The organism is Mycobacteroides chelonae CCUG 47445 (assembly GCF_001632805.1).
Classification (GTDB): domain Bacteria; phylum Actinomycetota; class Actinomycetes; order Mycobacteriales; family Mycobacteriaceae; genus Mycobacterium; species Mycobacterium chelonae.
In genome coordinates this window covers 1,889,345-1,914,348 of sequence record NZ_CP007220.1, presented here as the reverse complement: position 1 = coordinate 1,914,348, position 25,004 = coordinate 1,889,345, and the positions used below count along the sequence as shown (strand labels likewise).

Genomic DNA, 25,004 nt, shown 5'->3' with positions numbered 1-25,004 from the left:
TGACTGAGATCTGCACCCCCACCCCTAAGGAGCAGAAAAGTTGACCACGGAGTTCGCTCGCCAGGACCTGGCCGGAAATTCAAGTGCGGCAAGTCCATCCGAGAACACAGGGCGCGTTCGGGTGATCCGCGAGGGCGTGGCGTCGTACCTGCCCGATATCGACCCGGACGAGACGACCGAGTGGCTGGAGTCGTTTGACGGCCTGCTGGCCCGCTCGGGTCCCGCCCGGGCGCGGTACCTGATGCTGCGGCTGCTGGAGCGGGCGAACGCCGGTCGCGTCGCCATCCCCGCGCTGACGTCCACCGACTATGTGAACACCATCGCCACCGAGAACGAGCCGTGGTTCCCCGGCGACGAGGACACCGAACGGCGCTTCCGCGCGTGGATCCGCTGGAACGCCGCGATCATGGTGCACCGCGCGCAGCGGCCAGGGGTCGGTGTGGGTGGCCATATTTCGACCTATGCCTCCTCGGCGGCCCTCTACGAGGTCGGTTTCAACCACTTCTTCCGCGGTAACGCCCACCCGGGCGGCGGCGACCAGATTTTCATCCAGGGCCACGCCTCCCCCGGCATCTACGCCCGCGCCTTCCTGGAAGGCCGGTTAACCAGCGATCAGCTCGACGGATTCCGGCAGGAGAAGAGCCACCCGGGCGGCGGCCTGCCGTCCTACCCGCACCCGCGCCTCATGCCCGATTTCTGGCAATTCCCAACGGTTTCCATGGGCCTGGGACCGATGAACGCGATCATGCAGGCACGGTTCAACCACTACCTGCGCGACCGCGGCATCAAGGACACCTCCGATCAGCGGGTCTGGGCGTTCCTCGGCGACGGCGAGATGGACGAGCCCGAATCGCGTGGCCTGGCGCATATCGCCGCAACAGAGGGCCTGGACAACCTGACGTTCGTCGTCAACTGCAACCTGCAGCGTCTGGACGGACCGGTGCGCGGCAACGGCAAGATCATCCAGGAGCTGGAGTCCTTCTTCCGCGGCGCCGGCTGGAACGTCATCAAGGTTGTCTGGGGCCGCGAATGGGACGCCCTGCTGCACGCCGATCGTGACGGCGCGCTGGTGAATCTGATGAACACCACTGCCGACGGCGACTACCAGACCTACAAGGCCAACGACGGCGCCTACGTCCGCGAGCACTTCTTCGGGCGCGATCCGCGCACCAAGGAGCTGGTGAAAGACCTTAGCGACGCCCAGGTTTGGAATCTCAAGCGCGGCGGTCACGACTATCGCAAGGTGTACGCCGCGTACCGGGCGGCCACCGAGCACAAGGGCCAGCCGACGGTCATCCTGGCCAAGACCATCAAGGGCTACACCCTGGGCAAGCACTTCGAGGGCCGCAACGCCACGCACCAGATGAAGAAGCTGACCCTCGACGACCTCAAGGATTTCCGCGACAAGCAGCGGATCCCGATCTCGGATGCGCAGCTCGAAGAGAACCCGTACCTGCCGCCGTACTACCACCCCGGCCCGGAGGCTCCGGAGATCCGGTACATGCTGGACCGGCGCCGCGCCCTGGGCGGATTCGTCCCGTCCCGTCGCACCAAATCGCGCCCGCTCACGCTGCCGGGCTCGGAGACCTACGCCTCGATCAAGAAGGGCTCGGGTAAGCAGGAAGTCGCCACCACCATGGCGCTAGTGCGAACCTTCAAGGAACTGTTGCGCGACAAGAACATTGGTAGTCGGATCGTCCCGATCATCCCCGACGAGGCCCGCACCTTCGGTATGGACTCGTGGTTCCCGTCGCTGAAGATCTACAACCGCAACGGCCAGCTGTACACCTCGGTCGATGCCGAACTGATGTTGGCGTACAAGGAAAGTGCACAGGGGCAGATCCTGCACGAGGGCATCAACGAGGCCGGGTCCACCGCCTCGTTCACCGCGGTGGGCACGTCATACTCGACACACGACGAGCCGATGATCCCGCTGTACATCTTCTACTCGATGTTCGGGTTCCAGCGCACCGGCGACGGGCTGTGGGCCGCGGCCGACCAGATGGCCCGCGGATTCGTCCTGGGCGCCACGGCCGGGCGAACCACGCTGACCGGCGAGGGGCTGCAGCACGCCGACGGCCACTCGCTGTTGCTGGCCAGCACCAATCCCGCTGTGGTGGCTTACGATCCGGCGTTCGCCTACGAGATCGCCCACATCGTCGAACACGGCCTGCAGCGGATGTACGGCGAGAACAGCGAGAATGTGTACTTCTACATCACGCTGTACAACGAGCCGTATGTGCAGCCGGCCGAGCCGGAGAACGTCGATGTCGAGGGCATCCTGCGCGGTATCTACAAGTTCCGCGTGGCGCCCGAGGCGCGCACACATCAGGCACAGATCCTGGCCTCCGGGGTGTCGCTGCCCGAGGCGCTGCGCGCGGCGGATCTGCTGGCCGAACAATGGGATGTTGCGGCCGACGTGTGGTCGGTGACGTCCTGGGGTGAACTCAACCGCGACGGCCTGGCCATCGATCACCAGGCGCTGCGTCATCCGGACCGTCCGAAGGTCATCCCCTACGTGACGAAGGCACTGGAGAGTGCCCAGGGACCGTCGGTGGCCGTATCGGACTGGATGCGGGCGGTGCCCGAGCAGATCCGTCCGTGGGTGCCCGGCACCTACCGGACACTTGGCGCCGACGGATTCGGTCTGTCCGACACCCGGCCCGCCGCACGCCGGTACTTCAACACCGATGCCGAGTCTGTTGTGGTGGCGGTGCTCGAGGCATTGGCCGACGAGGGCGCGGTGGACCGCGAGGTCGCCATCCGGGCCGCCGCGCAGTACAAGATCGATGACGTGTCGGCCGCCGACGTCTCTTTTAAGGACACCGGTAGCGCCTAACTTCCCCGAATTTAGCGGTTTCCCACTAGGAATCCGGGGTACCTTTTAGGGATGCCCGACAATTCGGCGACCTCTCCTCGCGGATTTCGCGCGGCCCGCAAGCCCCGCGAAAGGGCAGAGGTGCCCGAGGCACTCCTGCACCGGATCAAGCAGTACTCCGGCCGGCTCTCGACCGAGGCCGTTCATGTCATGGAAGAGCGCTTGCCCTTCTTCACCGACCTGGAGGCCTCGCAGCGGTCCAGTGTCGCCCTGGTGGTTCAGACGGCGATCAACAACTTCGTCGAGTGGATACGCGACCCCGAAGGCACGGTCGGCTTCACCATGCAGGCCTTCGAGGTGGTCCCCCAAGACCTCGCCAAACGCCTGGCACTGCGCCATTCCGTCGACATGGTGCGCACCGCCATGGAGTTTTTCGAAGAGGTGTTGCCCCTGCTCGCGCGCAACGATGAGCAGCTGGTGACGCTGACCGAGGGCATCTTGCGGTACAGCCGCGATCTCGCATTCGGGGCGGCCAGCGTGTACGCGGAGGCCGCCGAGACCCGTGGAGCCTGGGACTCCCGCCTGGAGGCGACGGTGGTCGACGCGGTGGTACGCGGCGATACCGGACCGGACATGCTGTCGCGTGCCGCCGCACTCAACTGGGATACCACCGCGCCGGCAACGGTCATCGTCGGCACTCCCCGCCCGGAAATCATCGCTAACGCAACCACCTTGGTTCATGAGGTCGCGCAGCGGCACGGCCGCGGGGCCCTTGCGGTCATCCAGGGCACCCGGCTGCTCACCATCGCGTCGGGTCCGATCACGGCCCACAACAAGTTCGTGGTCGATCTGTTAACGGTCTTCTCCGACGGTCCGGTGGTCATCGGGCCCACGGCGGGCACCCTCAGCGCCTCACACACCAGCGCCGTGGAGGCGCTCTCGGGGATGGATGCGGTCTCGGGGTGGCGGGGCGCGCCCCGCCCGGTGTCCTCGCGCGAGCTGCTGCCCGAACGGGCGCTCCTGGGCGACAAGGCCGCCATTGCGGCCCTCAATACAGAGGTGATGCGCCCGCTCGGCGATGCCGGCCCGGCGCTGACCGAAACCCTCGACGCCTACTTAGATTCCGGGGGCGCGATCGAGGCGTGCGCACGCGCGCTGTTTGTTCACCCAAATACTGTGCGCTATCGACTTAAGCGAATCACCGATTTCACCGGTAGGGACCCAACGTCCCCGCGTGATGCCTATGTGTTGCGTGTCGCGGCAACGGTCGGCAGACTGGCTCAGGACCACGCCGAGGTGTTCAATCCTGAACCAGGAATCACACCAGTCACAATCAACGTCATTAAGGCTTAGACGGGTTACTCGCTGGTCACCTGCGAGGTCCCACATTGCGAGACGGTATAGATCGGGTCGCAACGGATGCCTTTTTGTAGGCATCCCACAAATACTTAAGACAAGATTCATTTTCTCTTACACGGCGCAAACGGCCCTTCACAGTGTTCTCTTAAATACGTGATTGCGCTGCTCGCTCCCGGACAGGGATCCCAGACTCCCGGCATGCTGACACCGTGGCTCGAATTGCCCGGTGCCACCGACCAGGTTGAGCAGTGGTCGAAGGCCAGCGGACTCGATCTGGTGCGCCTGGGCACCACCGCCACCGCCGAAGAGATCACCGATACCTCGATCACTCAGCCGTTGGTCGTCGCACTGACCCTGCTGGCCTACGACGAGCTGACCAAGCGCGGCCACCTCAACGCCAAGACCACCGTGGTCGCCGGTCACTCCGTCGGTGAGATCGCCGCCTACGCCATCGCCGGGGTCATCTCCGCCGACGACGCCGTCGCCCTGGCCGCCACCCGTGGCGCCGAGATGGCCAGGGCCTGCGCGCTGGACCCGACCGGTATGTCCGCCGTGCTGGGCGGTGACGAGGCCGAGGTGCTGGAGCGCCTGGAGGCCCTGGAGCTGATCCCCGCCAACCGCAACGCCGTCGGACAGATCGTCGCCGCCGGCCGTATCACCGCCTTGGAGAAGCTGGCCGAGGATCCCCCGGCCAAGGCGCGCGTGCGCCAGCTCGCCACCGCAGGCGCCTTCCACACCCACTTCATGGCTCCCGCGCAGGAGGCGTACGCCGCCGCAGCGGCCGCGATCCTCCCGTCTGAGCCGGTCACCACCTTGCTGTCCAACTTCGATGGCACCCCCGTCACCTCCGGCGCCGACGCCATGGAGAAGCTGGTCAACCAGCTCACCTCCCCGGTGCGCTGGGATCTGTGCACCGAATACTTCAAGACGGCAGATGTGCAGGCCGTTGTGGAGCTGCCGCCCTCAGGTGCCCTGGCCGGCATCGCGAAGCGCGAGATGCGTGGCGTCACCAACCAGGCCCTGAAATCCCTCGAAGACCTCGACGCCCTGGCCGAGCTGTAAGCGGCCAAACCACCAATAAGTAGTACCCAGGATGGGCGGGCAGTGCCGCCCACTCATCCCGTTCCACAACACAGAGTTCACCCCAGGGCTGCACCCGCAGTCCACAACACCGAAGGGAGCCACCGAGTGGCCACCGCAGAAGAAAAAGATCGCATCGTCGCCGGTCTCGCCGAGATCATCGAAGAGGTCACCGGTATCGAGCCGTCCGAGGTCACCCTCGAGAAGTCGTTCGTCGACGACCTGGACATCGACTCGCTGTCGATGGTTGAGATCGCCGTCCAGACCGAGGACAAGTACGGCGTGAAGATCCCCGATGAGGATCTGGCCGGTCTGCGGACCGTTGGCGATGTCGTCAACTACATCGAGAAGCTCGAGCAGGAAAACCCCGAGGCCGCAGCCAACATCCGCGCGCAGCTGGAGGGCTAGGACCAGTGACAACCCCTTCCACTGCCAACGGTGGCTTCCCCAACGTCGTTGTGACGGCTCTCGCCGCAACGACATCTATCGCGCCTGACATCGAGGGCACGTGGAAGGGATTGATCGCCGGGGAGAGCGGCATCGAGGTTCTCGAAGACGAATTCGTCGAGAAGTTCGGTCTGCCCGTGTGGATCGGTGGGCACCTCAAGGAGCCCATCGATAACCACATGACCCGGTTGGAGCTTCGCCGGATGGCCTACGTGCAGCGCATGGCGCTGCTCGTAGGCCGTCAGGTGTGGCAGAACGCCGGCACGCCCGATGACATCGACAAGGACCGCCTCGCCGTCGTCATCGGTACCGGGCTCGGCGGTGGCGAGCGCATCGTCGAAACCTACGACACCATGAATGAGCATGGCATTCGCAAGGTTTCGCCGCTGGCCGTCCAGATGTGCATGCCCAACGGTGCCGCCGCGGTGGTGGGCTTGGAGATCGGCGCCCGCGCGGGCGTCATCACGCCGGTGTCGGCGTGTTCCTCCGGCTCCGAGGCCATCGCGCATGCTTGGCGCCAGATTGTGATGGGCGACGCCGACATGGTCGTCTGCGGTGGCGTGGAGGGCATGATCGAAGCCCTGCCGATCGCCGCGTTCTCCATGATGCGTGCCATGTCGACCCGAAACGATGAGCCGGAGAAGGCTTCTCGTCCGTTCGACAAGGACCGCGACGGATTCGTGTTCGGCGAGGCCGGCGCGCTCATGGTCATCGAGACCGAAGAGCACGCCAAGGCTCGTGGCGCGCAGATCCTGGCCCGCATCATGGGCGCTGGCATCACCTCTGACGCGTACCACATGGTGGCCCCGGGCCCCGATGGTGTGCGCGCCGGTGCGGCGATGACCCGCGCAATTCAGACAGCAGGCCTGTCCCCCAAGGACATTGACCACATCAACGCGCACGGAACGGCCACCCCGATCGGCGATGTCGCCGAGGCCAACGCCATCCATGTCGCCGGTGTGCAGCACGCCGCGGTGTATGCGCCCAAGTCGGCGCTCGGCCACTCGATTGGTGCCGTCGGCGCCCTGGAATCGGTGCTCACCGTGCTCGCACTGCGCGACGGCGTTATCCCGCCGACGCTCAATCTTGACAACCTTGATCCCGAAATCGACCTGGATGTCGTTGCGGGAGAGCCGCGTCACGGGGATTTTAAATACGCAATCAATAACTCGTTTGGATTCGGCGGGCACAACGTTGCGCTTGCCTTTGGCAAGTACTAAGCACCAGAGAGGCTCAAGATGACGATCCTGGCTCCCGAGGCCATCGACGAATCGCTCGATCCGCGCGATCCGTTGCTCCGGCTGAGCACGTTCTTCGATGACGGCACCGTCGAGCTGCTGCACGAGCGTGACCGCTCGGGTGTGCTGGCCGCCGGTGGCACGGTCAACGGAGTCAGGACCATCGCCTTCTGCACCGATGGCACCGTCATGGGCGGCGCCATGGGTATCGAGGGCTGCCGTCACATCGTCAACGCCTACGACACCGCCATCGAGGAGCAGAGCCCGATCGTGGGTATCTGGCACTCCGGCGGTGCCCGCCTGGCCGAAGGGGTTTCCGCCCTCCATGCCGTCGGGCTGGTCTTCGAGGCCATGATCCGCGCCTCGGGTTACATCCCGCAGATCTCGATCGTCGTCGGCTTCGCCGCCGGTGGTGCGGCGTACGGCCCGGCACTGACCGACGTCATCATCATGGCGCCGCAGAGCCGCGTCTTCGTCACCGGACCCGACGTGGTCCGCAGCGTCACCGGCGAGGACGTCGACATGGCCACCCTGGGTGGCCCCGAAGCCCACCACAAGAAGTCGGGTGTGTGCCACATCGTCGCCGACGATGAGCTGGACGCCTACGCTCGTGGTCGCAAGCTGGTCGGATTCTTCTGCCAGCAGGGCGTTTTCGATCGCAACCGCGCCGAGGCCGATCACACCGATCTGCGCGCGCTGCTGCCCGAGTCGGCCAAGCGCGCCTACGACGTGCATCCGATCGTCAACGCGCTGCTCGACGGGGACGACCCGTTCGAGGAGTTCCAGGGCAAGTGGGCACCGTCGATGGTCATCGGCCTGGGCCGCCTGGCCGGTCGTAGCGTCGGCGTGCTGGCCAACAACCCACTGCGCCTGGGTGGCTGCCTGAACTCCGAAAGCGCCGAGAAGGCAGCGCGTTTCGTGCGCCTGTGCAACGCGTTCGGCATTCCGCTGATCGTGCTCGTGGACGTGCCGGGCTACCTGCCCGGTGTGGGCCAGGAGTGGGGCGGCGTGGTGCGTCGCGGCGCCAAGCTGCTGCACGCGTTCGGTGAGGCCACCGTTCCGCGCGTCACGCTGGTGACCCGCAAGATCTACGGCGGTGCCTACATCGCCATGAACTCCCGCTCGCTGGGCGCCACCAAGGTGTTCGCGTGGCCGGACGCCGAGGTCGCCGTCATGGGCGCCAAGGCTGCCGTCGGCATCCTGCACAAGAAGCAGCTGGCCGCCGCCCCCGAAGAGGAACGCGAGGCCCTGCATGAGGAGCTGGCTCTCGAGCACGAGCGGATCGCCGGTGGCGTGGATCGCGCCATCGAGATCGGCGTCGTCGACGAGGAGATCGAGCCGTCGCAGACCCGCGCGGTACTGACCCGCGCCCTCGCCGAGGCGCCGTCGCGGCGCGGCCGGCACAAGAACATCCCGCTGTGACGGCCGGCACCACGGTCACGGTCGACGGACACCGGCTGGCATATCGCCAGTTCGGTTCCGGGGACCGCGTTGTGGTGCTGTCCCACGCGTTCCTCACCTCGCACTATCTGGAGCACGCCTGGGCCAAGGAATTGGCCGAGCGTGGTTTTCGGGTGATCTGCCTGGATCTGCTCGGCACTACCGCCGATGAACGCCCGCTCGAGCCGGACCGTTACAACTCACAAGCCTTGGGCCGCCAGCTCATCGGCGCCCTGGATGCCCTGGGTATCGAGCGCGCGGTGCTCGGTGGCACCTCCGTCGGCGCGAATATCTCGGTGGAGGCCGCGGCGTTGGCACCCGAGCGGGTGGCCGGACTGCTGCTGGAGGGTCCGTTCCTGGAACACGGTATCGGCGTCGCCGGTTACCTGTGGTCCGCCGGGCTCACCCTGTTCACTCTCGGTCGGCCGCTGGTGTGGCTGGTCGGCGCGGTGGCCCGATCGTTCCCCGAAACCGAGCAGCCCACGCTGGGCTTGATTCGCTCGTTCCTGACCGCCCCGCCGTCGCGCTCGGCGGCGTTCATGAAGGGCATGCTGGTGGGCCGCATGGCACCGCCACGCGCGATACGGCGGGCGGTTGATACGCCCACCATGATCCTCTCGCTCACCGCAGATCCACTGCACCCGGCGGCGGACGCACACAATCTCGCGATCGATATTGTTGGTGCGCAAGTGGTTTCGGCCGGAACGTTGGCCACCTTGCGGTTCTGGCCGCGCCGGGTGACACCCGCGATCGTGAGCTTCCTGGTGGAGACGTTCGGCATCGACGTCGCCACGCGACAAGCCGACGCCTAGCCATACCCGTACTGTTAGAGTGACGTTTCGTTCACATAATCGACAAGGGAGTCTGGGGAATGGCACTTCGGCGTAAAAAGGCACTCAAGTTGCTTGTCGACGGTCAGCCGACCGCGACGCTCGTGACGACGAAGGTCGGGCCGAGCCTGTTCCAGCGACTTTCGGCGCTCATCGAGAATCTGGTGCGTCTGGGCGTTCGCCTCGCCGGCATCGGATTCCGGGCGGGCGGCGCCGGCCTGGCCGCCACCGGTGTCGCGCATTTCGTCGCGCCCCAGCCGTTCGAGTCCCTCTCCAAGGTCGCCTTCCCGGAGGACACCCGCCGCTGGGTCTACCAGAACGGCTTCACCGAGCTGTTGCTCGGACTTGCGCTGGCGTTCCGGCGTACCCGCATCGTGGGTAGCCTGGGCGGCCTCGCCTACGTCGGCTTCCTGGTGAGCCGCCTGGTCGCCAACGCCAACAAGAGCTGAGGCTCTAGCCGACTCCGCGCAGCCAGGTCACTTCGGCGCCGTCGCCGCCGCTGCGGTACGGCTCCAGCGCGTCGTCCCATGCGGTGCCCAGCATGTTGTCGAGCTCCGAGGCGATGCTGCCCGCGTCGGATTCCATCAGGCCGCGCAGGCGCATCTCGCTGACCATGATGTCGCCGTTGGCGCTGGTGCTACCGCTCCACATGCCCAGCTGCGGGACGTGGCTGAAGCGCTGACCGTCCACGCCATCGCTGGCGTCCTCGGTGACCTCGAAGCGCAGCACGGGCCACGAGCGCAGGGCGTTGGCCAGGCGCGCACCCGTACCGACGGGGCCCACCCAGTTGGTGACGGCGCGCAACTGCCCCGGCATGGCCGGTTGTGCCTGCCAGCGCAGCTTCACTGCGTCAGCGTTACGGCCGGACGTGATCGCCGACAGGGTCGACGACAAGGCCCACTCGACGTGCGGGCACACCGCAGCCGGAGAGGCATGGACATACACCACGCCGGTTGTCGAGTCGGCGAACTGAGGCGACGCGTGCATTCGTAGTGCTCCTTTGTCTTCGACGAGGACGTCTTCCCCAACGACTCGCGAAGCTTCTGGAGCGTGTTACCGAATTACATCAATGTGCCTTGTGACACCATTGTGCCCTGTGGTGCGCGTGTTGCGCCAGTCCTAAGCCCCAATTTGAGGTAACGGCTTCCTGAGAGTTTGAGAATCTCTACCCGAACTCGGCCAGCACCGCGTCGGACAGCTGTGGCCATAGCTGGTTGGCCCAACCGTCGAAGGGCCTGTCGGTCAGCACGACGAGGGCCAGATCGGTGACCGGGTCCACCCACAGAAACGTGCCGGACTGCCCAAAGTGGCCGTAGGTGGCCGGTGAGTTCTCGGCGCCGGTCCAGTGTGGAATCTTGGTGCCCTTGATCTCGAAGCCCAGGCCCCAGTCGTTGGGACGCTGCACGCCGTAGCCGGGCAGCACCCCGTCCAATCCTGGGAAGACGACATTCGCCGCATGCTGATGCGTCTCGGCCGTCACCAGGCGCGGACGCAGCAGCTCGCCGGCGAAGGCCACCAGGTCCACGACGGTGGACGCTCCCCCGTACCCGGCGGTGTCGGCTCCACCGGGCAACACCGTGTCCCCCATACCGAGTGGCTCGAACACCGCCTCATGGAGGTACTGACCGAACTCGATGGTGGACCCGGCCTGCACCGTATGCGCCAGCACCGCGAAGCCGTAGTTCGAATACACCCGGCGAGTACCGGGCTTAGCGATGACGGCGTCGGAGAGCATCGACAGCCCCGAGGCGTGCGCCAGCAGATGTTCGACGGTCGAACCGGGCGGACCGGCCGGCGTCGCAAGCTCCACGGCACCTTCCTCCAGCGCCACCTGTGCGGCCCGGGCCACCAACGGTTTGGTGACCGACGCGAGCGCGAATTGGTGCGTGACAGGGCCGGTTTGGGCCCTTATGCCCTCCGGTCCCACCACCGCGGCGGCGACGGTGGGTACTGGCCAATCGGCGACGAGGTCGAGGGCACCCATGCCTGGGACTGTAGCGTCTGACGCATGTCTCAAACTGTGCGCGGTGTGATCGCTCGGTCGGTGAAGGCTCCGGTGGAACTGGTGGACATCGTGGTTCCCGATCCGGGCCCCGGTGAGGTTGTGGTGAAGGTGCAGGCGTGCGGTGTCTGCCACACCGATCTGACCTACCGCGAGGGCGGTATCAACGACGAGTTTCCGTTCCTGTTGGGCCATGAGGCAGCCGGGATCGTGGAGACCGTCGGCGAGGGCGTAACCACGGTCGAGCCGGGTGATTTCGTGATCCTGAACTGGCGTGCGGTGTGCGGGGTGTGCCGGGCCTGCAAGCGCGGACGCCCGCAGTACTGCTTCGACACGTTCAACGCGACCCAGAAGATGACGTTGACCGACGGCACCGAACTGACCCCCGCCCTGGGCATCGGCGCGTTCATCGAGAAGACGCTGGTGCACGCCGGCCAGTGCACCAAGGTCGACCCCACCGCCGATCCGGCCGTGGTCGGCCTGCTGGGCTGCGGTGTGATGGCCGGTTTGGGTGCGGCCGTCAACACCGGCAACGTCGGGCGCGATGATTCGGTCGCGGTCATCGGATGTGGCGGGGTCGGGGACGCCGCCATCGCCGGCGCCAAGCTGGCCGGGGCACGCAAGATCATCGCCATCGATACCGACGACACCAAACTGGCCTGGGCCAAGGACTTCGGCGCCACCGACACCATCAACGCCCGCACGGTTGAGGACGTGGTGACCGCGGTGCAGGAACTCACCGATGAGTTCGGCGCCGATGTCGTGATCGATGCGGTGGGCCGCCCGGAAACCTGGAAGCAGGCGTTCTACGCCCGCGATCTGGCCGGCACCGTCGTGCTGGTGGGGGTGCCCACCCCCGACATGAAACTCGAGATGCCACTCATCGACTTCTTCTCGCGCGGTGGATCGCTGAAGTCCTCCTGGTACGGCGACTGCCTACCCGAACGGGACTTCCCCACCCTGGTCAGCCTGTACCAGCAGGGTCGTCTGCCCCTGGATCGCTTCGTCACCGAACGCATCAGCATCGGCGATATCGAAGAAGCCTTCGAGAAAATGCATCACGGGCAGGTGCTGCGCTCGGTGGTCGTGCTCTAACGGCGGATCAGTGCTGGGGATCTAACATCCCGCGCGAGCTTTTCACCTTGTACAGCTCGTAATCTGCCTGTTGGACAAGCGAATCCAGGTCAATTCCGCCTCCGGTTCGCGACTGCCAGGCCGCGCCGACGCTGACGCTCCACGAGTCGATGCCCGCGCGCGGCGTGCTCACGCGACGCACGGTGCTCTCGATGTCCTCGGCACGTCCGGGAAACGCGACGACCAGGAACTCGTCGCCGCCGATGCGCGCGGCGATCTCGCCAACCCGTGTGCTCGCCGTGAGCATGGCTGCCACTGCCTTCAAGATGTCATCGCCGGCGCCGTGGCCGCGGGAGTCGTTGAGTTCCTTCAGTCCGTCCACATCCATCAGCACTACGACGACGTTGACGGCATCGATGCGGTCTTGATGCAGCAGGTCGATCGCGGTGGTGACACCTCGACGGTTCAGCAGACCCGTCAGCGGATCACGGTTCGCCGAAACCGCCGCCGCCAGAATCGAGTCTCGGCCTCCTTCGAGCACCACCTGGATGATGGCCGGCAGTAACACCACCGCGGCCAGCGCTGGTGCTCCATAGGTGAACTGCGAGTACCAGGTCGCACCGTCGACCAGGACGTTCATCGCCACCAGCGCGCCGAACAACGCCAGGGCGAACCCGCAGTGGATCACCAATGCGCGCCTACCCAGGAAAAACGTGGGAAGAAGGCCGACCAGTCCCAGGTACACGACCGCGCAGAGCCTGGCGGTCGGGTCGGAAAACAGAGCGGCGGCTATCGCCAGGGTCACGTCCGCCCAGACGACAAAGGCCACCATGCCGCGCCGGCTCGGCCAAGGAAACATGATCCAGCACAGGCCGACGATCACGGCCATGGCGGCCGCGATGCCCTGAATCGTACGAGGCCACACCCCCTGTGGACCCAACGGGTTGAACTGCGTAGCCCCCGCAAACAGCACGATCGAGAAACACAGGACCCCGATGCCAACCTTGAGCTGCCTCAACTGCCCGGTGTCTCGAAGCGCCTCGGTAACCAGAAGGTACTGAAACCCTGGTTCTAGCTGCTGCCGAGTGTGCACATCCGCATTATGGCCCTTGTAATCAGCATGAGCGGGTGGCTTTCGCGCATAAGGCCACGCGCCGATAGTGGCGGCATGACGACACGACATGGGCGCAGGGCGGCCATCATCGGCGCCGGGCAGACCGGCGCCACGGCCGCATTGGGGCTACTGGACAAGGGCTTTGACGTCACCATCTACAGCGACCGGGACCAGCGGAGTTTGCGTGAGGACGTGCCCGCGACGGGCACCGCGCTGATCTTCGGCGAGGCCCAGCGTGCCGAGGCCGGTCTTGGGCTCACCAGCTACCTGGATCCGGGGCCCACCTCCACCGGGCTCAGTGTGCGCCTGGTCGACGGCAGTGAACCCGGCCGCCCCGAGGTCATCGCCTTCGATGCCGACTTCGATCGGGGCACCCAGGGTGTCGCCGTCGATACCCGGCTCAAGGCCGATGATCGCCTCACCCAGTTCCAGGAACGCGGCGGACGTTTCGTCGTGGAGCAGGTGGATCCGGAAAGGCTCGACGCGATCGCCGGAGCCCACGACCTGACGCTGGTGGCGACCGGCCGCGGCGGGTTGTCCTCTCTGTTCCCGGTGGATGCCTCGCGCACGGTGTACGACCGTCCCCAACGCCGGCTGCTGATGCTGACCGTCGCAGACCTGGGGCATGGATCCGATGTCTTCGCGCACCGGGGGCCCGCCGGCGGACGGCACAGCGCGTTCTCGTTCATCACCGATCAGGGCGAGGCGTGGTGGGGCCCCTATTTGCACAAGGACGCCGACCGTCGTGGTCGTTCCTCACCTGGGCCAAACCCGGTAGCGACTGGGAACGGCGGTACTCCGCCGTCGACAGTGCCGCCTCCGCGCTACAGGCCGTCACCGATGTGCATCGTGAGTACATCGACTGGGACTTGCCGGAAGTGTTGTCGCTCAACGTCATCGAAGAAGACCCGCATTCGTGGATCACCGGCGCGGTCACCCAGCTGGTGCGGCACGGAGTGGGACACACCGCCGGCGGACATCCTGTCGCGGCGCTCGGTGACACCGCCGTGGCCTATGACCCGATAGCCGGTCAGGGTGCACAAGGCGGCCTGGTCCAGGCGGCCGCACTCGTCCACAAGGCCGCCGCACACGACGGGCCCTTCGACACCGCCTGGCTCACTGCGGCTTTCGAGGAGTTCTACGACCGGCGGGCACGTGCCGCGCAGCTGGTGACCCGGCTCTATCTCGGCGATGACGAGCTGCACGACTACGGCGACCTGTTCTTCGCGGCGGGTCATGTCCACGAGGGATTCGCATCCAAACTCTTCAGCCTGCTCGACGATCCGAAACCCTTCGAGAGAGTCACCTCGATCGAGTCGGCCAAAGAGCTCATCACCGAATGGGCCGGGGAACCCGCCGATGCCATCCTGGAGCGATTCTCCCCCGCGGGCCGGTTCGCCCGGTCCGGGCTGGTACGCGCCGCCTAACGCTGCGCCGGGCGGTATGCGGTCACCACCACCGAGCCACCCAGCCCGATGTTGTGTTGCAGCGCCACACCGTCCTTGGTGGCAGCCCCGGCGACCTGACGCTTGTTGGCCTGTCCGCGTAGCTGCCAGTTCAGTTCCGCGCATTGGGCCAGCCCGGTGGCACCCAGCGGATGTCCCTTGGAGATCAGGCCGCCCGACGGGTTGACCACCCACTTGCCGCCAAAGGTGGTGTCCTCGTTGTCGATCAGCTTGCCGGCCTCCCTCTGCTCGCAGAACCCGAGCGCCTCGTACACCAGGACCTCGTTGGCCGAGAAGCAGTCGTGCAGCTCCACCACGTCGATATCCTCGGGGCCGATCTGCGCCTGCTCGTAGACGGCGGCGATCGCCGCCTTGTTCATGTGTGCGCCGACGATGCCCGCCGCGGTGCCGTCGAAGGTGTCAGCGCGGTCGGTGACGGTGGCCTGTCCGACGATCTCGACGGCTTGATCGGCCAGTCCGTGCTTGTCGACGAACTCTTCGCTGGCCACGATGGCTGCCGCCGACCCATCCGAGGTGGGCGAGCACTGCAGCTTGGTCAACGGCGCCACAATGCTCCGCGAAGACAGGATGTCTTCCAGTGAGTACTCGTCCTGAAACTGGCTGTACGGGTTGTTCACCGAGTGCTTGTGGTTCTTGTATCCGATCCACGCCAACTGCTCGGCGGTCAGGCCGTACTCGCGCATGTATTCCTCGGCGGCAGCGGCGAACATCCATGCGGTCATGGGCATCTGCGGCGGCGTTAGTTCACCGAGACGGTTGATCTGCGGCATCAAGGGTGACTCGCGATCGGTGTACTTCATGCTCAGCGAGCCACGTTCCATCTTCTCGAACCCGGCGGCCAGCACCACGTCCGATTGACCGCTACGAATGGCGTTGGCCGCCATGAACAGTGCGGTCGATCCTGTCGAGCAGTTGCTGTTGACATTGTAGATCGGGATTCCGGTGTGGCCTAGCTCGTAGAGAGCACGATGCCCGGAACACGAATCCCCGTAGACGTTTCCGACGAAGGCCTGCTCAATCTGTTCGTAGCGCACCCCGGCATCGTCGAGTGCCTTGGTTCCGCTCTCTTTGACCATGGCCGGGTAGTCCCAGCCCTCACGGCTTCCGGGTTTCTCGAACTTCGTCATGCCGACGCCGACGACGAAAACCTTGTTCTGCTGCTTCATTGCGGCTCCTTACCGTGCCCGGTCACAGAGACCGCGAGATGAGTTCTTTCATGATTTCGCTTGTGCCACCGTAGATTTTGTTTACGCGCGCGGCGGCGTACGCACGGGCGATCGGGTACTCCATCATGTAGCCGTATCCCCCGAAGAACTGAACACACCGGTCGACCACCGCGACCCCCTTGTCGGTGGCCACCAGCTTGGCAATCGAAGCCGTTGCGGGATCGTTGACACCGTCGATGTAGTTCTGGATGCACCAGTCGACGGTTGCCTTGATGGACAACACCTCGGCCTTCAACTCGGCCAGCTGAAACCTGGTGTTCTGAAACTTGATGAGCGGCTGGCCGAATGCCTCACGCTCCTTGGTGTACGTGATCGACTCCAGCACCGCGGCCTCGGCCATGCCGGCGTTCCCCGCCGCGATGATGAGGCGCTCACGCGCCAGCTGAGTCATGAGCTGGATGAATCCCTGTCCGTCTTCCTCGCCGAGCCGGTTGGCCACCGGCACCCGCATATCGCTGAAGAACAGCTCGCGGGTGTCCTGTCCGTGCTGCCCCACCTTCTCCAGCACCCGGCCACGCTCGAATCCGGGTAAGTCCTTGGTCTCGGCGACAATGAGCGATATCCCCTTGGCCCCCTGGGATGGATCGGTCTTGGCCACGATCACCAGCAGGTCGCAATGGGTGCCGTTGGAAATGAACGTCTTCGAGCCGTTGATCACGTAGTGGTCGCCATCCCGGACCGCGCTGGTGCGCACCCCTTGCAGATCCGAACCTGTTCCGGGCTCGGTCATCGCGATGGCCAGCACCAGGTCGCCACTGATGATGCCGGGCATCCAGCGGGACTTTTGCTCGGTGTTGCCGTAGGTGTTGATGTAGTGCGCGACGATCGGCGAGTGCACGCCCCAGCCCGTCGCGGTGTCCTGGGCCAGCGCCAGCTCCTCGGCGACCACCGCCGAAAAGCCGAAATCGCCTCCGGCACCGCCATATTCCTCGGGCAGGTCCAGGCCGAGCAGGCCAGCGTCGCCCAGCTTGTTCCAGAACTCACGGTCAACCTGATGCTGGGCACTCCAGCGGTCCTGATTGGGCGTGGACTCCTTGCGCAGGAACTCGGCGGCATGCTTGCGCAGGTCGCGGTGCGCATCGGTCTCCCAGGACGCGCGATACGCCGGGAAAAGTGCAGACATCTTTCAGTGACCTCCTCATCGAGACAATACAAGTGTATCGTTTCAGATTCGTTTGTAAAGGGGTGCGGTACGCTGAGGCTTATGGCAAACCCGCGCGCGACTGACGAGGACTTGACCGCGAAGGCGCGCATTCGCAATACCGCGCTGGATTTGTACGCTCAGTACGGCGAGGAGCGAATTTCATTGCGCGCGGTCGCATCCGCGGCCGGGGTGACGCTAGGGCTGGTGCAACACCACTTCAAGACCAAGGCCGGTCTGCGCCAGGCCGTGGATCAGCTGGTGGTCGACTACCACGTCGAAGCGTTGCGATCGGTCGACCAAGAGAAGGACCCGCGCAAGCTCGCCGCGGCCCGCGACGCCGCCGTCGTCGCGATGCTCAAGGCCAATCCCCCGATCGTGAACTACGTACGCCGGGCCGTGCTCGAGCCCTCCGAAGAACGGTTGAGCATGTTGACCGCGCTGATTCAGCTGACCCGCGACGAGGTGGCCACACTCCGCGAAGAGGGAATGGCCCCCACTGAACGCCCCGAATCCACTCAGGTTGTGTCCGTGATGGTTCGGCAGATGGGCGCACTGCTACTGCAACCGCTGATCGACGCGGTATGGGACCGGCTGGAGCATGGAGATACGCCGAGACCCACGCTATCCATCAAAGTGCTCGACTAACCGCCGCCCCAAGCGGTTACGGTACTGCAGTGACGTCACGCAGCCCCGGCTATCGGCCCACCGACGACGAGCTACTCGATCTGGTGTTACCCGTTGTGGCCGAGCAGGGTTGCGGGACAGTCACTATGGATCAAATAGTGGCGTCCGGCCAAGTGACCAAGCAGACGCTCTACGCACATTTCGGCTCCAAGGACGGACTCCTCATCCGGCTCGTCGGACGCGAGGCCAACCTGATGCGCGCGATCTTCGACGACGTGTCGATGCCGGAAAACCTCGACCTGAACGACCCGACAGCATCACTGAGCGCGGCCCTGGAGCCGTTCTTCAACCATGCGGCCGCTCGGCCCCTGGGCATGCAGTTGTTGGCCGATTCCACGGCGCCCAGGGTTCCCGGGTTCGACGAAGAGGTTCTCACCGACGCCGTGTCCCGCATCATGTCCGTCTTTCAGCTCGGGGATCCGGCGCAGAACGAGGCCGCGGCGCAGCGTCGCCTGCTGCTGGCGACCATGAGTGCGCGCGCCATCATGTCGGGAGTGCTGACCGCGATCACCCACCACATCGACCCGGCGGTGGCGGTGCGCACGTGCGCGGCATACGTCGTCGCCGGCATCAGCACCGGCTACCCACAAGCGACCTAACCCGCGCCCTCCTGGGTGCCACCGAATTTGACTCTTGCCATACCCATTCATAAGGCCTACCGTCGAGCTTGACTGTACGTTCTAGCTACAACGATGTAGAGAATTGGGTGTCATCATGGAAGTAGATCTGCTGTCCGACGAGTATGTGCTGCCCGTCGACCGCGAAGTCACCGCCACCAGCCTGAAGGTAACCGGCGAGATCCCGAAGTTCCTCAGCGGGCGATATGTGCGTACTGGCCCCAATCCGCTTCCCGGGCAATATGACCCGAACAACTACTCAATATTCGGGCTCACCGGCGACGGCATGGTGCACGGCGTGCGGCTACACGACGGCCGTGCCGAGTGGTACCGCAGCCGGTGGGTGCGCACGCCGCGAGTGGCCGGCCTGCTCGGCGAGAAGGCGAAGACGCCCAACTATCGTGCCGGCGTGACCGCGGTGGCGCCGAACACGAACGTATTCGGATTCGCCGGCAAAACGATCGTCAGCACAGAAGCGGGTATCGCACCCTACGAGTTGACCGAGGAGCTGGACACTGTCGGCACCTGCGACTTCGGCGGAACACTAGAAGGCGGCTACACCGGACATCCCAAGCTGGATCCAATGACCGGCGAATTGCATGCCGTCACCTATCAACTCGTCGGGCCGCCGGTGGCGCGTTATGTGGTGATCGGCCCGGATGGCACGGTGCGCAAGAGCGTGCCCCTGGACGTGCCGGGCAGGCCACTACTGCACGACATCGCACTGAGCGAGAACTACGTGATGATCTTCGACTGCCCGCTGGTGATCGACCTCAACCTGCTGACGCGCAAGGTCGCACCACCATTCGTCAGCCGCATGGCCGCCGGGCTACTGGGCCGGTTCGAGCCGCCCGCGTTGCTCGGTCCGCTGGTGGCCCGGGCGCCCTTACCTAAGACCGCCGAGGTGCCCCTGCGCTGGAAAGCCGGGCATCCCAGCCGCATTGGGGTTATTCCCCGTCAGGGGCCCGCGACGGTGCGCTGGTTCGAGATCGAACCCTGCTATGTGTTCCACACCCTTAACGCGCATGAGGAGGACGGCACCATCGTCATCGACGCGTGCCGGATCACCGGACCCGACGATGATTCGGAGTACAGCATCGCCGACGTGCTGGGGACGGGGCGCCCACGGCTGCACCGGTGGGAAGTCGACCTGGAGACCGGAATGGTTAAGGAATCATGGACGGACGAACGCCTCCAGGAGTTCCCCATGGTCGACCCCCGCCGGGTCAGCCTGCCGCATCGATACGGCTTCACTACGAGCGTCGGCGACACCGATATCGACACCCTGGAAAGCCTCGATGGCGCGCGCGCCTCCCTGATCCGCTACGACCTCGTTGGCGGCAGCACCACCGAACACAAGCTGGAGGCCGGACACATACCCGGCGAGTTCTCTCCCGTGCCACGTTCCGCGGATGCCGAGGAGGGCGACGGGGTGCTGATCGGATATGAGTATGATCGCAGCACTCAACTCAGCAACATGCTGATCGTTGACGCGCAGTCAATGGAAAAGGTTGCGACCGTTCACCTTCCGGCGCGCATACCCTTCCAGTTCCACGGCAACTGGATACCGGCCTAGCCGGTCTTCGCCAGGAACCTCCGCAAGAGCAGCCATGCGACCAGCAGGTTGTAGATCACGCCGGTTGCCACGTAAGGCCACCAGGTGCCGTGGTCACTGACCACCCAAAACGCCTTGGCTGCCCAGAAGGGCGGCAAGACGCCGAACGCATAACCCCAGTTCGAGTCGATGAACCACGGCAGGCAGGGCAGCCCGGCGATCAGCATACCCAGCGCCCTAACTGCAGCCAGGCCTTGAATCTTGTTGTTGGCAAAGGCAATCACCAGCAAGAGTGTCACCACCCCCGACAACCCGGAAAGAATCCCGATCGGTATCAGCGCAGGCAACACTCCCGGCTCCAAGATCCCGCTCAGAGACAACGTCGCGATCACATAGACCGTGGTGATCACGATGACGGTGGTGGCCCGGTAGAGGAAGTACCCCGATAACGGCACCGGAGTCACCCGCAATGCGGTCAATGTCCCGGCGTCGACGTCGTCGAGCACCAGAAACGCCGCCAGCGCCCCGGGGATGATGATGCTGGTGAGCAGCAAGAAGGCCGTCAACACCAGCGGGTAGTACGGCACCAGGTCAAATCCCCGTGTGGTGGCCAGCATTTCAGTGGCTCGTGGGGTCAGCACCGCCACCCCGGTGGTCCAGACGACCGGTGCCAGCACCACCATGATCAGTAGCGGATCGCGATAAGTGCCGCGAATATCGTTGCGGCCGAATGCGGCCCACACCTGACCGGGGATCATCACATTCCTCCGGATTTCGCCACGATGTACTTCCCGAAAGCAGCCTTGCACGCGAAGTACAGACCCGCGATACAGATCACCGGATAAGCGACGGCATACAGTGCCAGCCATCCGGTCAGCGTCACCTGCCCGAAGGCTGCGCCGAACAACAGTAGGGAACCGTAGGTAGGAATCACATACAGCAGCGGAGTGGCCCAGATGCCTGAAAAGCCCAGGATTGGCAACGACAAGATGGCTAACGGGATAGTCGCAGAGAGGAACCAGTCGCTAATCGACGCGAACGGCAGCGAGCTGACGAATCCACTGAGCAGCATGATGAGCGCGCCCAGCACCACTCCGACGATCAGCGGCACTGCCCGGTAGTGAAAGCCGTGGGCGATAGTCGAAACTCCCACCCCTACCACCACCGAGATTGCCAGCAGCACGGCAAGTTTGGCGGCCAGGTACTCGCGAAATCGTAGTGGGGTGCAAATGACTGCTCCCAGAGTGTTTTCTTGTTTCTCGAAGAACACGGTGCCCGCGATGAAGAAGAAGCCGATGATCGAGATGTCACCGACCAAGATGTAGGGCTCGGCGATCGGCCGAAGAGCCTGCGACATGGGCAGGAGCACTGCTAGCCAGATAAACCCGGAGAAGACGGCGGCATGCAGGAACTTCTGCCGCACCTGCAAGGTCAGTTCCAGACGCAACGCCTGGACGAATCGGTTCATGCCAGCCGCCGTCCGGTAACGGCCACGAAGACGTCGTCGAGGCTGGCTTCCGCACTGTGGACTGTTTCCACATGATGACCACGCAGCACCGCGTGGAAGGCCTCGTCATCGGCCAGCCCGTCCAGCGGGAAGTCCTGTCCGGCGAGTTCCCCTGCAGCGCCGCGATACTCGACACGCACAGAACGCCGACCGTGCTCAAGTTTGAGCTCAGCGGGAGAATTCAACGCAACAATCCGTCCGTCCACGACAAAAGCCACCCGGTCGCACAACTCGTCGGCGGTCGCCATGTCGTGCGTGGTGAGAAAGATGGTGCGGCCGCGTGCTTTTAGATCGAGGACTATGTTCTTGACCTTGCGGGCATTCACCGGGTCAAGCCCAGAGGTCGGCTCGTCCAGGAACAGCAGCTCGGGATCGTTGATGAGCGCACGCACAAACGTCAGCCGCATCTGCATGCCCTTCGAGAAGGCGCCCGCCCTGGTGTGCGCGTCGTCGGCCAGGCCCACCGAGTCCAACAGCTCCATGGGGTCGAGAGTTGGTCCCGCGTATAACGAGGCGAAGAATTGTAGGTTCTCCAGTGCAGTGAGCTTCTGGTAGTGGTTGGGCAGCTCGAACGACACGCCGATGCGCTGGTAGTAGTTCTTACCCCACCCCCGCGGCTCCTGCCCCCATACCGCCGCCTTTCCGCCGTGCCCACGCAGCAGACCGATCAACAGCTTCTGAGTAGTGGACTTGCCGGCACCGCTGGGTCCCAGGAATCCGAAGATCTCCCCCGCGGCGACATCGAAATCCATTCCGCGGATGGCAGGTTCGGACGACTTGGGATAGGTGAAGGTGAGTTCGCGCACTCGGATCACTTCGGTCACGCCCTCACGATACCTAAATTTCAGTAATTTCTGAAGATTCAAAATCTTCAATACGTCTAGTACCCTCGCGGTGTGGATGACTCCGCCGAGCAGCTGGCGCTCATGCTGACGACCCACGGCATGCAACGCATGACCGCGCGGGTCCTCACAGCGCTCCTCTTCAGCGAGGAACCGACCATGACCTCCAGTGAGCTGTCCGAGCAGTTGCAGGCCAGCTCGGGCGCGATCTCGACGTCGGTACGCATGCTTACGTCGGTGGGCCTTGCCGAGCGGGTTCCGATGCCGACGAGCCGTCGCGATCACTATCGGCTCCGCGACAACGCCTGGGCGGTTTTGTTCACGAATCAGAACGCCGTCCTATCCGCCATGCAAGAGGCCGCCACAGCCGGGATTGCCCAGACGGATATGGGCAGCCTGGCTCGGACACGCCTCACGCAGATGCGTGATTTCTACGCCTTCCTGCTCGGCGAAATCCCTTCGCTGCTGGACCGATGGCGCGAGCAGCAGCCCTAACGCTCCGCCGCCACGATCCGCACACCGTCCCTGCCGGAGGTCAGTAGGTCCCGCAGCACCTTCTCGACAACCTGCAGGTCGGCATTGCTGTAACGCTGTAAGAAGTCACGCACGCCATGCTCCATCTCCTCGTGCAGGGTGTTGTGCACGTCGACGACGGCGCCTCCGTCTGCGGTGACGATGAGCTCAATCTCCTTGCGGTTACCGGGAATCGGCACACGTTCGACCCAGCCGGCGTCCACCAGCCGCTGCACATGCTTGGACACCGTGCCCTTGAGCTGGCCCGAGCGCGCCGCCAGACCCACCACGCTGACCGGCCCCTCGGCGATCGCCGCCAGCAGATGTAGCGATAGTGTCGGCAGCGTTCTGATGAGGTGTTCCATCCGGGGTGGGCACCGCTGCGCCATGAAATCGCGCTCAGCATCGGAGTCCTCGTCCGGTTCGAACTTGTCCCCCACCGCACCGACCAGCGCGTTGATGCTGGCGATCAGCGCCGACTTGGTTTTCATGGAAACCATATTGCCATCCGGCGGCACGCGTCGTACATTGTTCGTATGGTTTCGATGGAAACCATTTCTCCAGAAACTTTGAGGAGTGCGCCATGAAGGCAGCAGTCGTACATGAATGGGGGCAGCAGCCCGCATACACCGACTTCCCGGACCCGCAGCCCACCGACGGCGCCGAGGTCGTCACCGTCGAGGCATCGGCCCTGACCAACCTGACCCGGGCCGTCATCTCCGGAAAGCACTACAGCAGCAAGGAGATCAGCCTTCCCGCGATCGCCGGAGTCGACGGTGTCGTGCGGCTGGCCAATGGCAAGCGGGTGTACAGCGGATCACTCGCGCCGTACGGGATGATGGCCGAACGCACCGTCGTGTACCCGGCGGGTGCCGTCGAGGTGCCCGAACACGTCGATTCAGTGATAGCCGCCGCGATCCCCAACCCGGGAATATCGGCCTGGTTGGCCCTGTCCCATGGTGCCGCCGTCCAGCCCGGTCAGCACGTGCTGGTGCTCGGAGCCACCGGGGTGACCGGCTCGCTGGCGGTGCAGCTCGCGAAATCGGTGTTCGGCGCCGGGCACGTGACGGTCGCGGGCCGTAACGCCGAGCGGTTGGACTGGCTGCGCACGGTGGGAGCCGATGACGTCATCACGCTAGGCAGCGATGACCTCGCCGAGGGCATCACCGCGCGGCACACGGAACGCCCATTCGATGCGGTACTGGATTATCTGTGGGGCTCCCCCGCCGAGCAGACCCTGAACGCGCTGGCGGCCAGCCACCCGTCAGCACATTTCCACGCCACCCGCTTCGTGCAGATCGGCGCGATGACCGGGGAGACGATCAGCGTGAATGCTTCCACCTTGCGCAGCACCGGCATCACGTTGTCCGGCGTAGGGATCGGCAGCGTGCCACCCGAAGCTCTACTGCAGGCACGCGCCGAGGCGTTGCCGAAGCTTTTCGCCATGGTCGACGGTGGTGACCTGCAGCTACAGACGCTGGCCCGGCCGCTGGCCGATATCGCGACCGTCTGGGCGGCAAAGGAGCCGTCCGGGGTGCGAGTGGTGGTTACTCCGTAATCAACGCCCCAGCACCACACCTCGGGGAACGACGCGCACGAAACTTGTTTCCGTGTTGGGAATCTTCCGGTCTGGATCCCGGCAGGTCACGCTCAACACCGCCCCGGACGCTGCGGCAATCGTCCATAACGGAATCCATGTGCCGCCGTGGGCCGCGCTCTCGGGTGGAATATCGTCCGGGGGCGACGAGAGTTTCAACTTCTGGCCCTGTGCGTCGGTGACCTCGCAGCGCAACGCAGTCTTATCCCAGCCAGGCGTGCCTTTGATGTCGAGCACCGCATCTGCGGGCACAGCCACCTTTTTCGACCAACCAAATGGGATGCGGACACCGGGGTCGTCCTGAATTGGATCATCATCCATATCGACCACCACAGCACCGGAAGTTCGAGTACTCGCGGCCTCTGAATTTTTCTTGGGCCCGGGGCGATCGTCCGAACAACCTACTGTCGAAAAGGTGATCACAGCCAACAGGATCGATGTTGTCCAACGC

General features: G+C 64.8%; 24 protein-coding genes and 1 pseudogene. 15 read left to right on the top strand and 10 right to left on the bottom strand.

Annotation, left to right across the window (positions count from 1 at the left end; all coding sequences use genetic code 11):
* The first annotated feature begins 40 nt into the window (after positions 1–40).
* From aceE to BB28_RS09420, 8 genes are all read left to right on the top strand, one after another.
* Entirely contained in the window at positions 41–2,839 is a 2,799-nt protein-coding gene (gene aceE, locus BB28_RS09455; RefSeq protein ID WP_046253325.1) for a pyruvate dehydrogenase (acetyl-transferring), homodimeric type, read from the top strand.
* 51 nt (positions 2,840–2,890) lie between these two features.
* Positions 2,891–4,171 carry a PucR family transcriptional regulator gene (locus BB28_RS09450; protein WP_046253324.1) on the top strand — a complete coding sequence of 427 codons (1,281 nt, stop codon included), beginning with the start codon at positions 2,891–2,893 and terminating at the stop codon, positions 4,169–4,171.
* A 159-nt stretch (positions 4,172–4,330) separates the two neighbouring features.
* On the top strand, positions 4,331–5,239 hold the full coding sequence (locus BB28_RS09445; RefSeq protein ID WP_075874193.1) for an ACP S-malonyltransferase: 909 nt from the start codon (positions 4,331–4,333) through the stop codon (positions 5,237–5,239).
* Between the two features lie 126 nt (positions 5,240–5,365).
* Positions 5,366–5,665 carry a meromycolate extension acyl carrier protein AcpM gene (acpM, locus tag BB28_RS09440; protein WP_030095371.1) on the top strand — a complete coding sequence of 100 codons (300 nt, stop codon included), beginning with the start codon at positions 5,366–5,368 and terminating at the stop codon, positions 5,663–5,665.
* Positions 5,666–5,670: 5 nt separating this feature from the next.
* A complete protein-coding gene (gene kasA / locus BB28_RS09435) occupies positions 5,671–6,924 on the top strand; it encodes a 3-oxoacyl-ACP synthase KasA (protein ID WP_046253323.1) in 1,254 nt (417 codons plus the stop codon).
* A gap of 18 nt (positions 6,925–6,942) precedes the next feature.
* Positions 6,943–8,364: an acyl-CoA carboxylase subunit beta gene (locus BB28_RS09430; RefSeq protein ID WP_046253322.1), complete on the top strand. Its 1,422-nt coding sequence runs from the start codon at positions 6,943–6,945 to the stop codon at positions 8,362–8,364.
* Entirely contained in the window at positions 8,361–9,194 is an 834-nt protein-coding gene (locus BB28_RS09425; RefSeq protein ID WP_046253321.1) for an alpha/beta fold hydrolase, read from the top strand. The genes BB28_RS09430 and BB28_RS09425 overlap by 4 nt, the downstream gene beginning before the upstream one ends.
* 59 nt (positions 9,195–9,253) lie before the next feature.
* Entirely contained in the window at positions 9,254–9,661 is a 408-nt protein-coding gene (locus tag BB28_RS09420) for a DoxX family protein (protein WP_046253320.1), read from the top strand.
* Between the two features lie 4 nt (positions 9,662–9,665).
* Here the strand turns inward: BB28_RS09420 and BB28_RS09415 are convergent, their stop codons facing one another.
* Both BB28_RS09415 and BB28_RS09410 read right to left on the bottom strand, forming a co-directional pair.
* Positions 9,666–10,199, bottom strand: coding sequence for a DUF3145 domain-containing protein (locus tag BB28_RS09415; RefSeq protein WP_046253319.1), 534 nt, complete (start codon positions 10,197–10,199; stop codon positions 9,666–9,668).
* A 178-nt stretch (positions 10,200–10,377) separates the two neighbouring features.
* The gene (locus BB28_RS09410; RefSeq protein ID WP_046253318.1) at positions 10,378–11,196 is read right to left on the bottom strand and encodes a serine hydrolase domain-containing protein; all 819 of its coding nucleotides are present in this window, start codon (positions 11,194–11,196) and stop codon (positions 10,378–10,380) included.
* A 24-nt stretch (positions 11,197–11,220) separates the two neighbouring features.
* Between BB28_RS09410 and BB28_RS09405 the strand changes: the two genes are divergently transcribed.
* The gene (locus BB28_RS09405; protein WP_046253317.1) at positions 11,221–12,309 is read left to right on the top strand and encodes an S-(hydroxymethyl)mycothiol dehydrogenase; all 1,089 of its coding nucleotides are present in this window, start codon (positions 11,221–11,223) and stop codon (positions 12,307–12,309) included.
* Between the two features lie 7 nt (positions 12,310–12,316).
* Here BB28_RS09405 and BB28_RS09400 read toward each other — a convergent pair whose 3' ends face one another.
* Positions 12,317–13,381: a GGDEF domain-containing protein gene (locus tag BB28_RS09400; RefSeq protein ID WP_046253316.1), complete on the bottom strand. Its 1,065-nt coding sequence runs from the start codon at positions 13,379–13,381 to the stop codon at positions 12,317–12,319.
* A gap of 75 nt (positions 13,382–13,456) precedes the next feature.
* Between BB28_RS09400 and BB28_RS09395 the strand changes: the two are divergent.
* Positions 13,457–14,829, top strand: a pseudogene (locus BB28_RS09395) (styrene monooxygenase/indole monooxygenase family protein).
* On the opposite strand, the gene BB28_RS09390 reads toward BB28_RS09395, so the two are convergent.
* Positions 14,826–16,034, bottom strand: coding sequence for a lipid-transfer protein (locus BB28_RS09390; RefSeq protein WP_046253315.1), 1,209 nt, complete (start codon positions 16,032–16,034; stop codon positions 14,826–14,828). The pseudogene BB28_RS09395 and the gene BB28_RS09390 sit on opposite strands and share 4 nt — an antisense overlap.
* Positions 16,035–16,056: 22 nt before the next feature.
* Positions 16,057–17,217, bottom strand: a complete 1,161-nt coding sequence (locus BB28_RS09385; RefSeq protein ID WP_046253314.1) for an acyl-CoA dehydrogenase family protein — start codon at positions 17,215–17,217, stop codon at positions 16,057–16,059.
* A gap of 81 nt (positions 17,218–17,298) precedes the next feature.
* Here BB28_RS09385 and BB28_RS09380 point away from each other — a divergent pair, with 81 nt between their 5' ends.
* The 3 genes from BB28_RS09380 (at position 17,299) to BB28_RS09370 (ending at position 20,115) form a co-directional block, all read left to right on the top strand.
* Positions 17,299–17,883 carry a TetR/AcrR family transcriptional regulator gene (locus BB28_RS09380; protein WP_046253313.1) on the top strand — a complete coding sequence of 195 codons (585 nt, stop codon included), beginning with the start codon at positions 17,299–17,301 and terminating at the stop codon, positions 17,881–17,883.
* Between the two features lie 29 nt (positions 17,884–17,912).
* Complete coding sequence (locus BB28_RS09375; protein ID WP_052740187.1) at positions 17,913–18,521, top strand: TetR/AcrR family transcriptional regulator; 609 nt, start codon at positions 17,913–17,915, stop codon at positions 18,519–18,521.
* 115 nt (positions 18,522–18,636) lie between these two features.
* Entirely contained in the window at positions 18,637–20,115 is a 1,479-nt protein-coding gene (locus tag BB28_RS09370; RefSeq protein WP_046253312.1) for a carotenoid oxygenase family protein, read from the top strand.
* Here BB28_RS09370 and BB28_RS09365 read toward each other — a convergent pair.
* The 3 genes from BB28_RS09365 to BB28_RS09355 are packed head-to-tail and all read right to left on the bottom strand — an operon-like array spanning position 20,112 to position 22,425.
* On the bottom strand, positions 20,112–20,852 hold the full coding sequence (locus BB28_RS09365) for a hypothetical protein (RefSeq protein ID WP_046253311.1): 741 nt from the start codon (positions 20,850–20,852) through the stop codon (positions 20,112–20,114). The genes BB28_RS09370 and BB28_RS09365 overlap by 4 nt on opposite strands.
* Positions 20,852–21,562 (bottom strand): fluoroquinolone export ABC transporter permease subunit, encoded by a 711-nt coding sequence (locus tag BB28_RS09360; protein ID WP_046253310.1) that lies wholly within the window; start codon positions 21,560–21,562, stop codon positions 20,852–20,854. Before BB28_RS09360 ends, BB28_RS09365 begins: the two co-directional genes overlap by 1 nt.
* Entirely contained in the window at positions 21,559–22,425 is an 867-nt protein-coding gene (locus tag BB28_RS09355) for an ABC transporter ATP-binding protein (RefSeq protein WP_081252238.1), read from the bottom strand. The genes BB28_RS09360 and BB28_RS09355 overlap by 4 nt, the downstream gene beginning before the upstream one ends.
* A gap of 72 nt (positions 22,426–22,497) precedes the next feature.
* Here BB28_RS09355 and BB28_RS09350 point away from each other — a divergent pair, with 72 nt between their 5' ends.
* A complete protein-coding gene (locus tag BB28_RS09350) occupies positions 22,498–22,938 on the top strand; it encodes a GbsR/MarR family transcriptional regulator (RefSeq protein WP_046253307.1) in 441 nt (146 codons plus the stop codon).
* On the opposite strand, the gene BB28_RS09345 is transcribed toward BB28_RS09350, so the two are convergent.
* On the bottom strand, positions 22,935–23,447 hold the full coding sequence (locus BB28_RS09345; protein ID WP_046255694.1) for a MarR family winged helix-turn-helix transcriptional regulator: 513 nt from the start codon (positions 23,445–23,447) through the stop codon (positions 22,935–22,937). The genes BB28_RS09350 and BB28_RS09345 overlap by 4 nt on opposite strands.
* A 92-nt stretch (positions 23,448–23,539) precedes the next feature.
* Between BB28_RS09345 and BB28_RS09340 the strand changes: the two genes are divergently transcribed.
* Entirely contained in the window at positions 23,540–24,514 is a 975-nt protein-coding gene (locus BB28_RS09340) for a quinone oxidoreductase family protein (protein ID WP_046253306.1), read from the top strand.
* Here BB28_RS09340 and BB28_RS09335 read toward each other — a convergent pair whose 3' ends face one another.
* A complete protein-coding gene (locus BB28_RS09335; protein ID WP_126315389.1) occupies positions 24,515–24,874 on the bottom strand; it encodes a hypothetical protein in 360 nt (119 codons plus the stop codon).
* Positions 24,875–25,004 lie beyond the last annotated feature (130 nt).

What these genes read in the sequence shown, in the direction of transcription:
- BB28_RS09450 (WP_046253324.1), top strand. Translation starts at nt 2,891, where the DNA reads ATGCCCGACAATTCGGCGACCTCTCCTCGCGGATTTCGCGCGGCCCGC.
- BB28_RS09430 (WP_046253322.1), top strand. Translation starts at nt 6,943, where the DNA reads ATGACGATCCTGGCTCCCGAGGCCATCGACGAATCGCTCGATCCGCGC.
- BB28_RS09420 (WP_046253320.1), top strand. Translation starts at nt 9,254, where the DNA reads ATGGCACTTCGGCGTAAAAAGGCACTCAAGTTGCTTGTCGACGGTCAG.
- BB28_RS09415 (WP_046253319.1), bottom strand. Translation starts at nt 10,199, where the DNA reads ATGCACGCGTCGCCTCAGTTCGCCGACTCGACAACCGGCGTGGTGTAT.
- BB28_RS09410 (WP_046253318.1), bottom strand. Translation starts at nt 11,196, where the DNA reads ATGGGTGCCCTCGACCTCGTCGCCGATTGGCCAGTACCCACCGTCGCC.
- BB28_RS09405 (WP_046253317.1), top strand. Translation starts at nt 11,221, where the DNA reads ATGTCTCAAACTGTGCGCGGTGTGATCGCTCGGTCGGTGAAGGCTCCG.
- BB28_RS09390 (WP_046253315.1), bottom strand. Translation starts at nt 16,034, where the DNA reads ATGAAGCAGCAGAACAAGGTTTTCGTCGTCGGCGTCGGCATGACGAAG.
- BB28_RS09385 (WP_046253314.1), bottom strand. Translation starts at nt 17,217, where the DNA reads ATGTCTGCACTTTTCCCGGCGTATCGCGCGTCCTGGGAGACCGATGCG.
- BB28_RS09380 (WP_046253313.1), top strand. Translation starts at nt 17,299, where the DNA reads ATGGCAAACCCGCGCGCGACTGACGAGGACTTGACCGCGAAGGCGCGC.
- BB28_RS09370 (WP_046253312.1), top strand. Translation starts at nt 18,637, where the DNA reads ATGGAAGTAGATCTGCTGTCCGACGAGTATGTGCTGCCCGTCGACCGC.
- BB28_RS09365 (WP_046253311.1), bottom strand. Translation starts at nt 20,852, where the DNA reads ATGATCCCCGGTCAGGTGTGGGCCGCATTCGGCCGCAACGATATTCGC.
- BB28_RS09360 (WP_046253310.1), bottom strand. Translation starts at nt 21,562, where the DNA reads ATGAACCGATTCGTCCAGGCGTTGCGTCTGGAACTGACCTTGCAGGTG.
- BB28_RS09345 (WP_046255694.1), bottom strand. Translation starts at nt 23,447, where the DNA reads ATGAAAACCAAGTCGGCGCTGATCGCCAGCATCAACGCGCTGGTCGGT.
- BB28_RS09340 (WP_046253306.1), top strand. Translation starts at nt 23,540, where the DNA reads ATGAAGGCAGCAGTCGTACATGAATGGGGGCAGCAGCCCGCATACACC.
- BB28_RS09335 (WP_126315389.1), bottom strand. Translation starts at nt 24,874, where the DNA reads ATGGATGATGATCCAATTCAGGACGACCCCGGTGTCCGCATCCCATTT.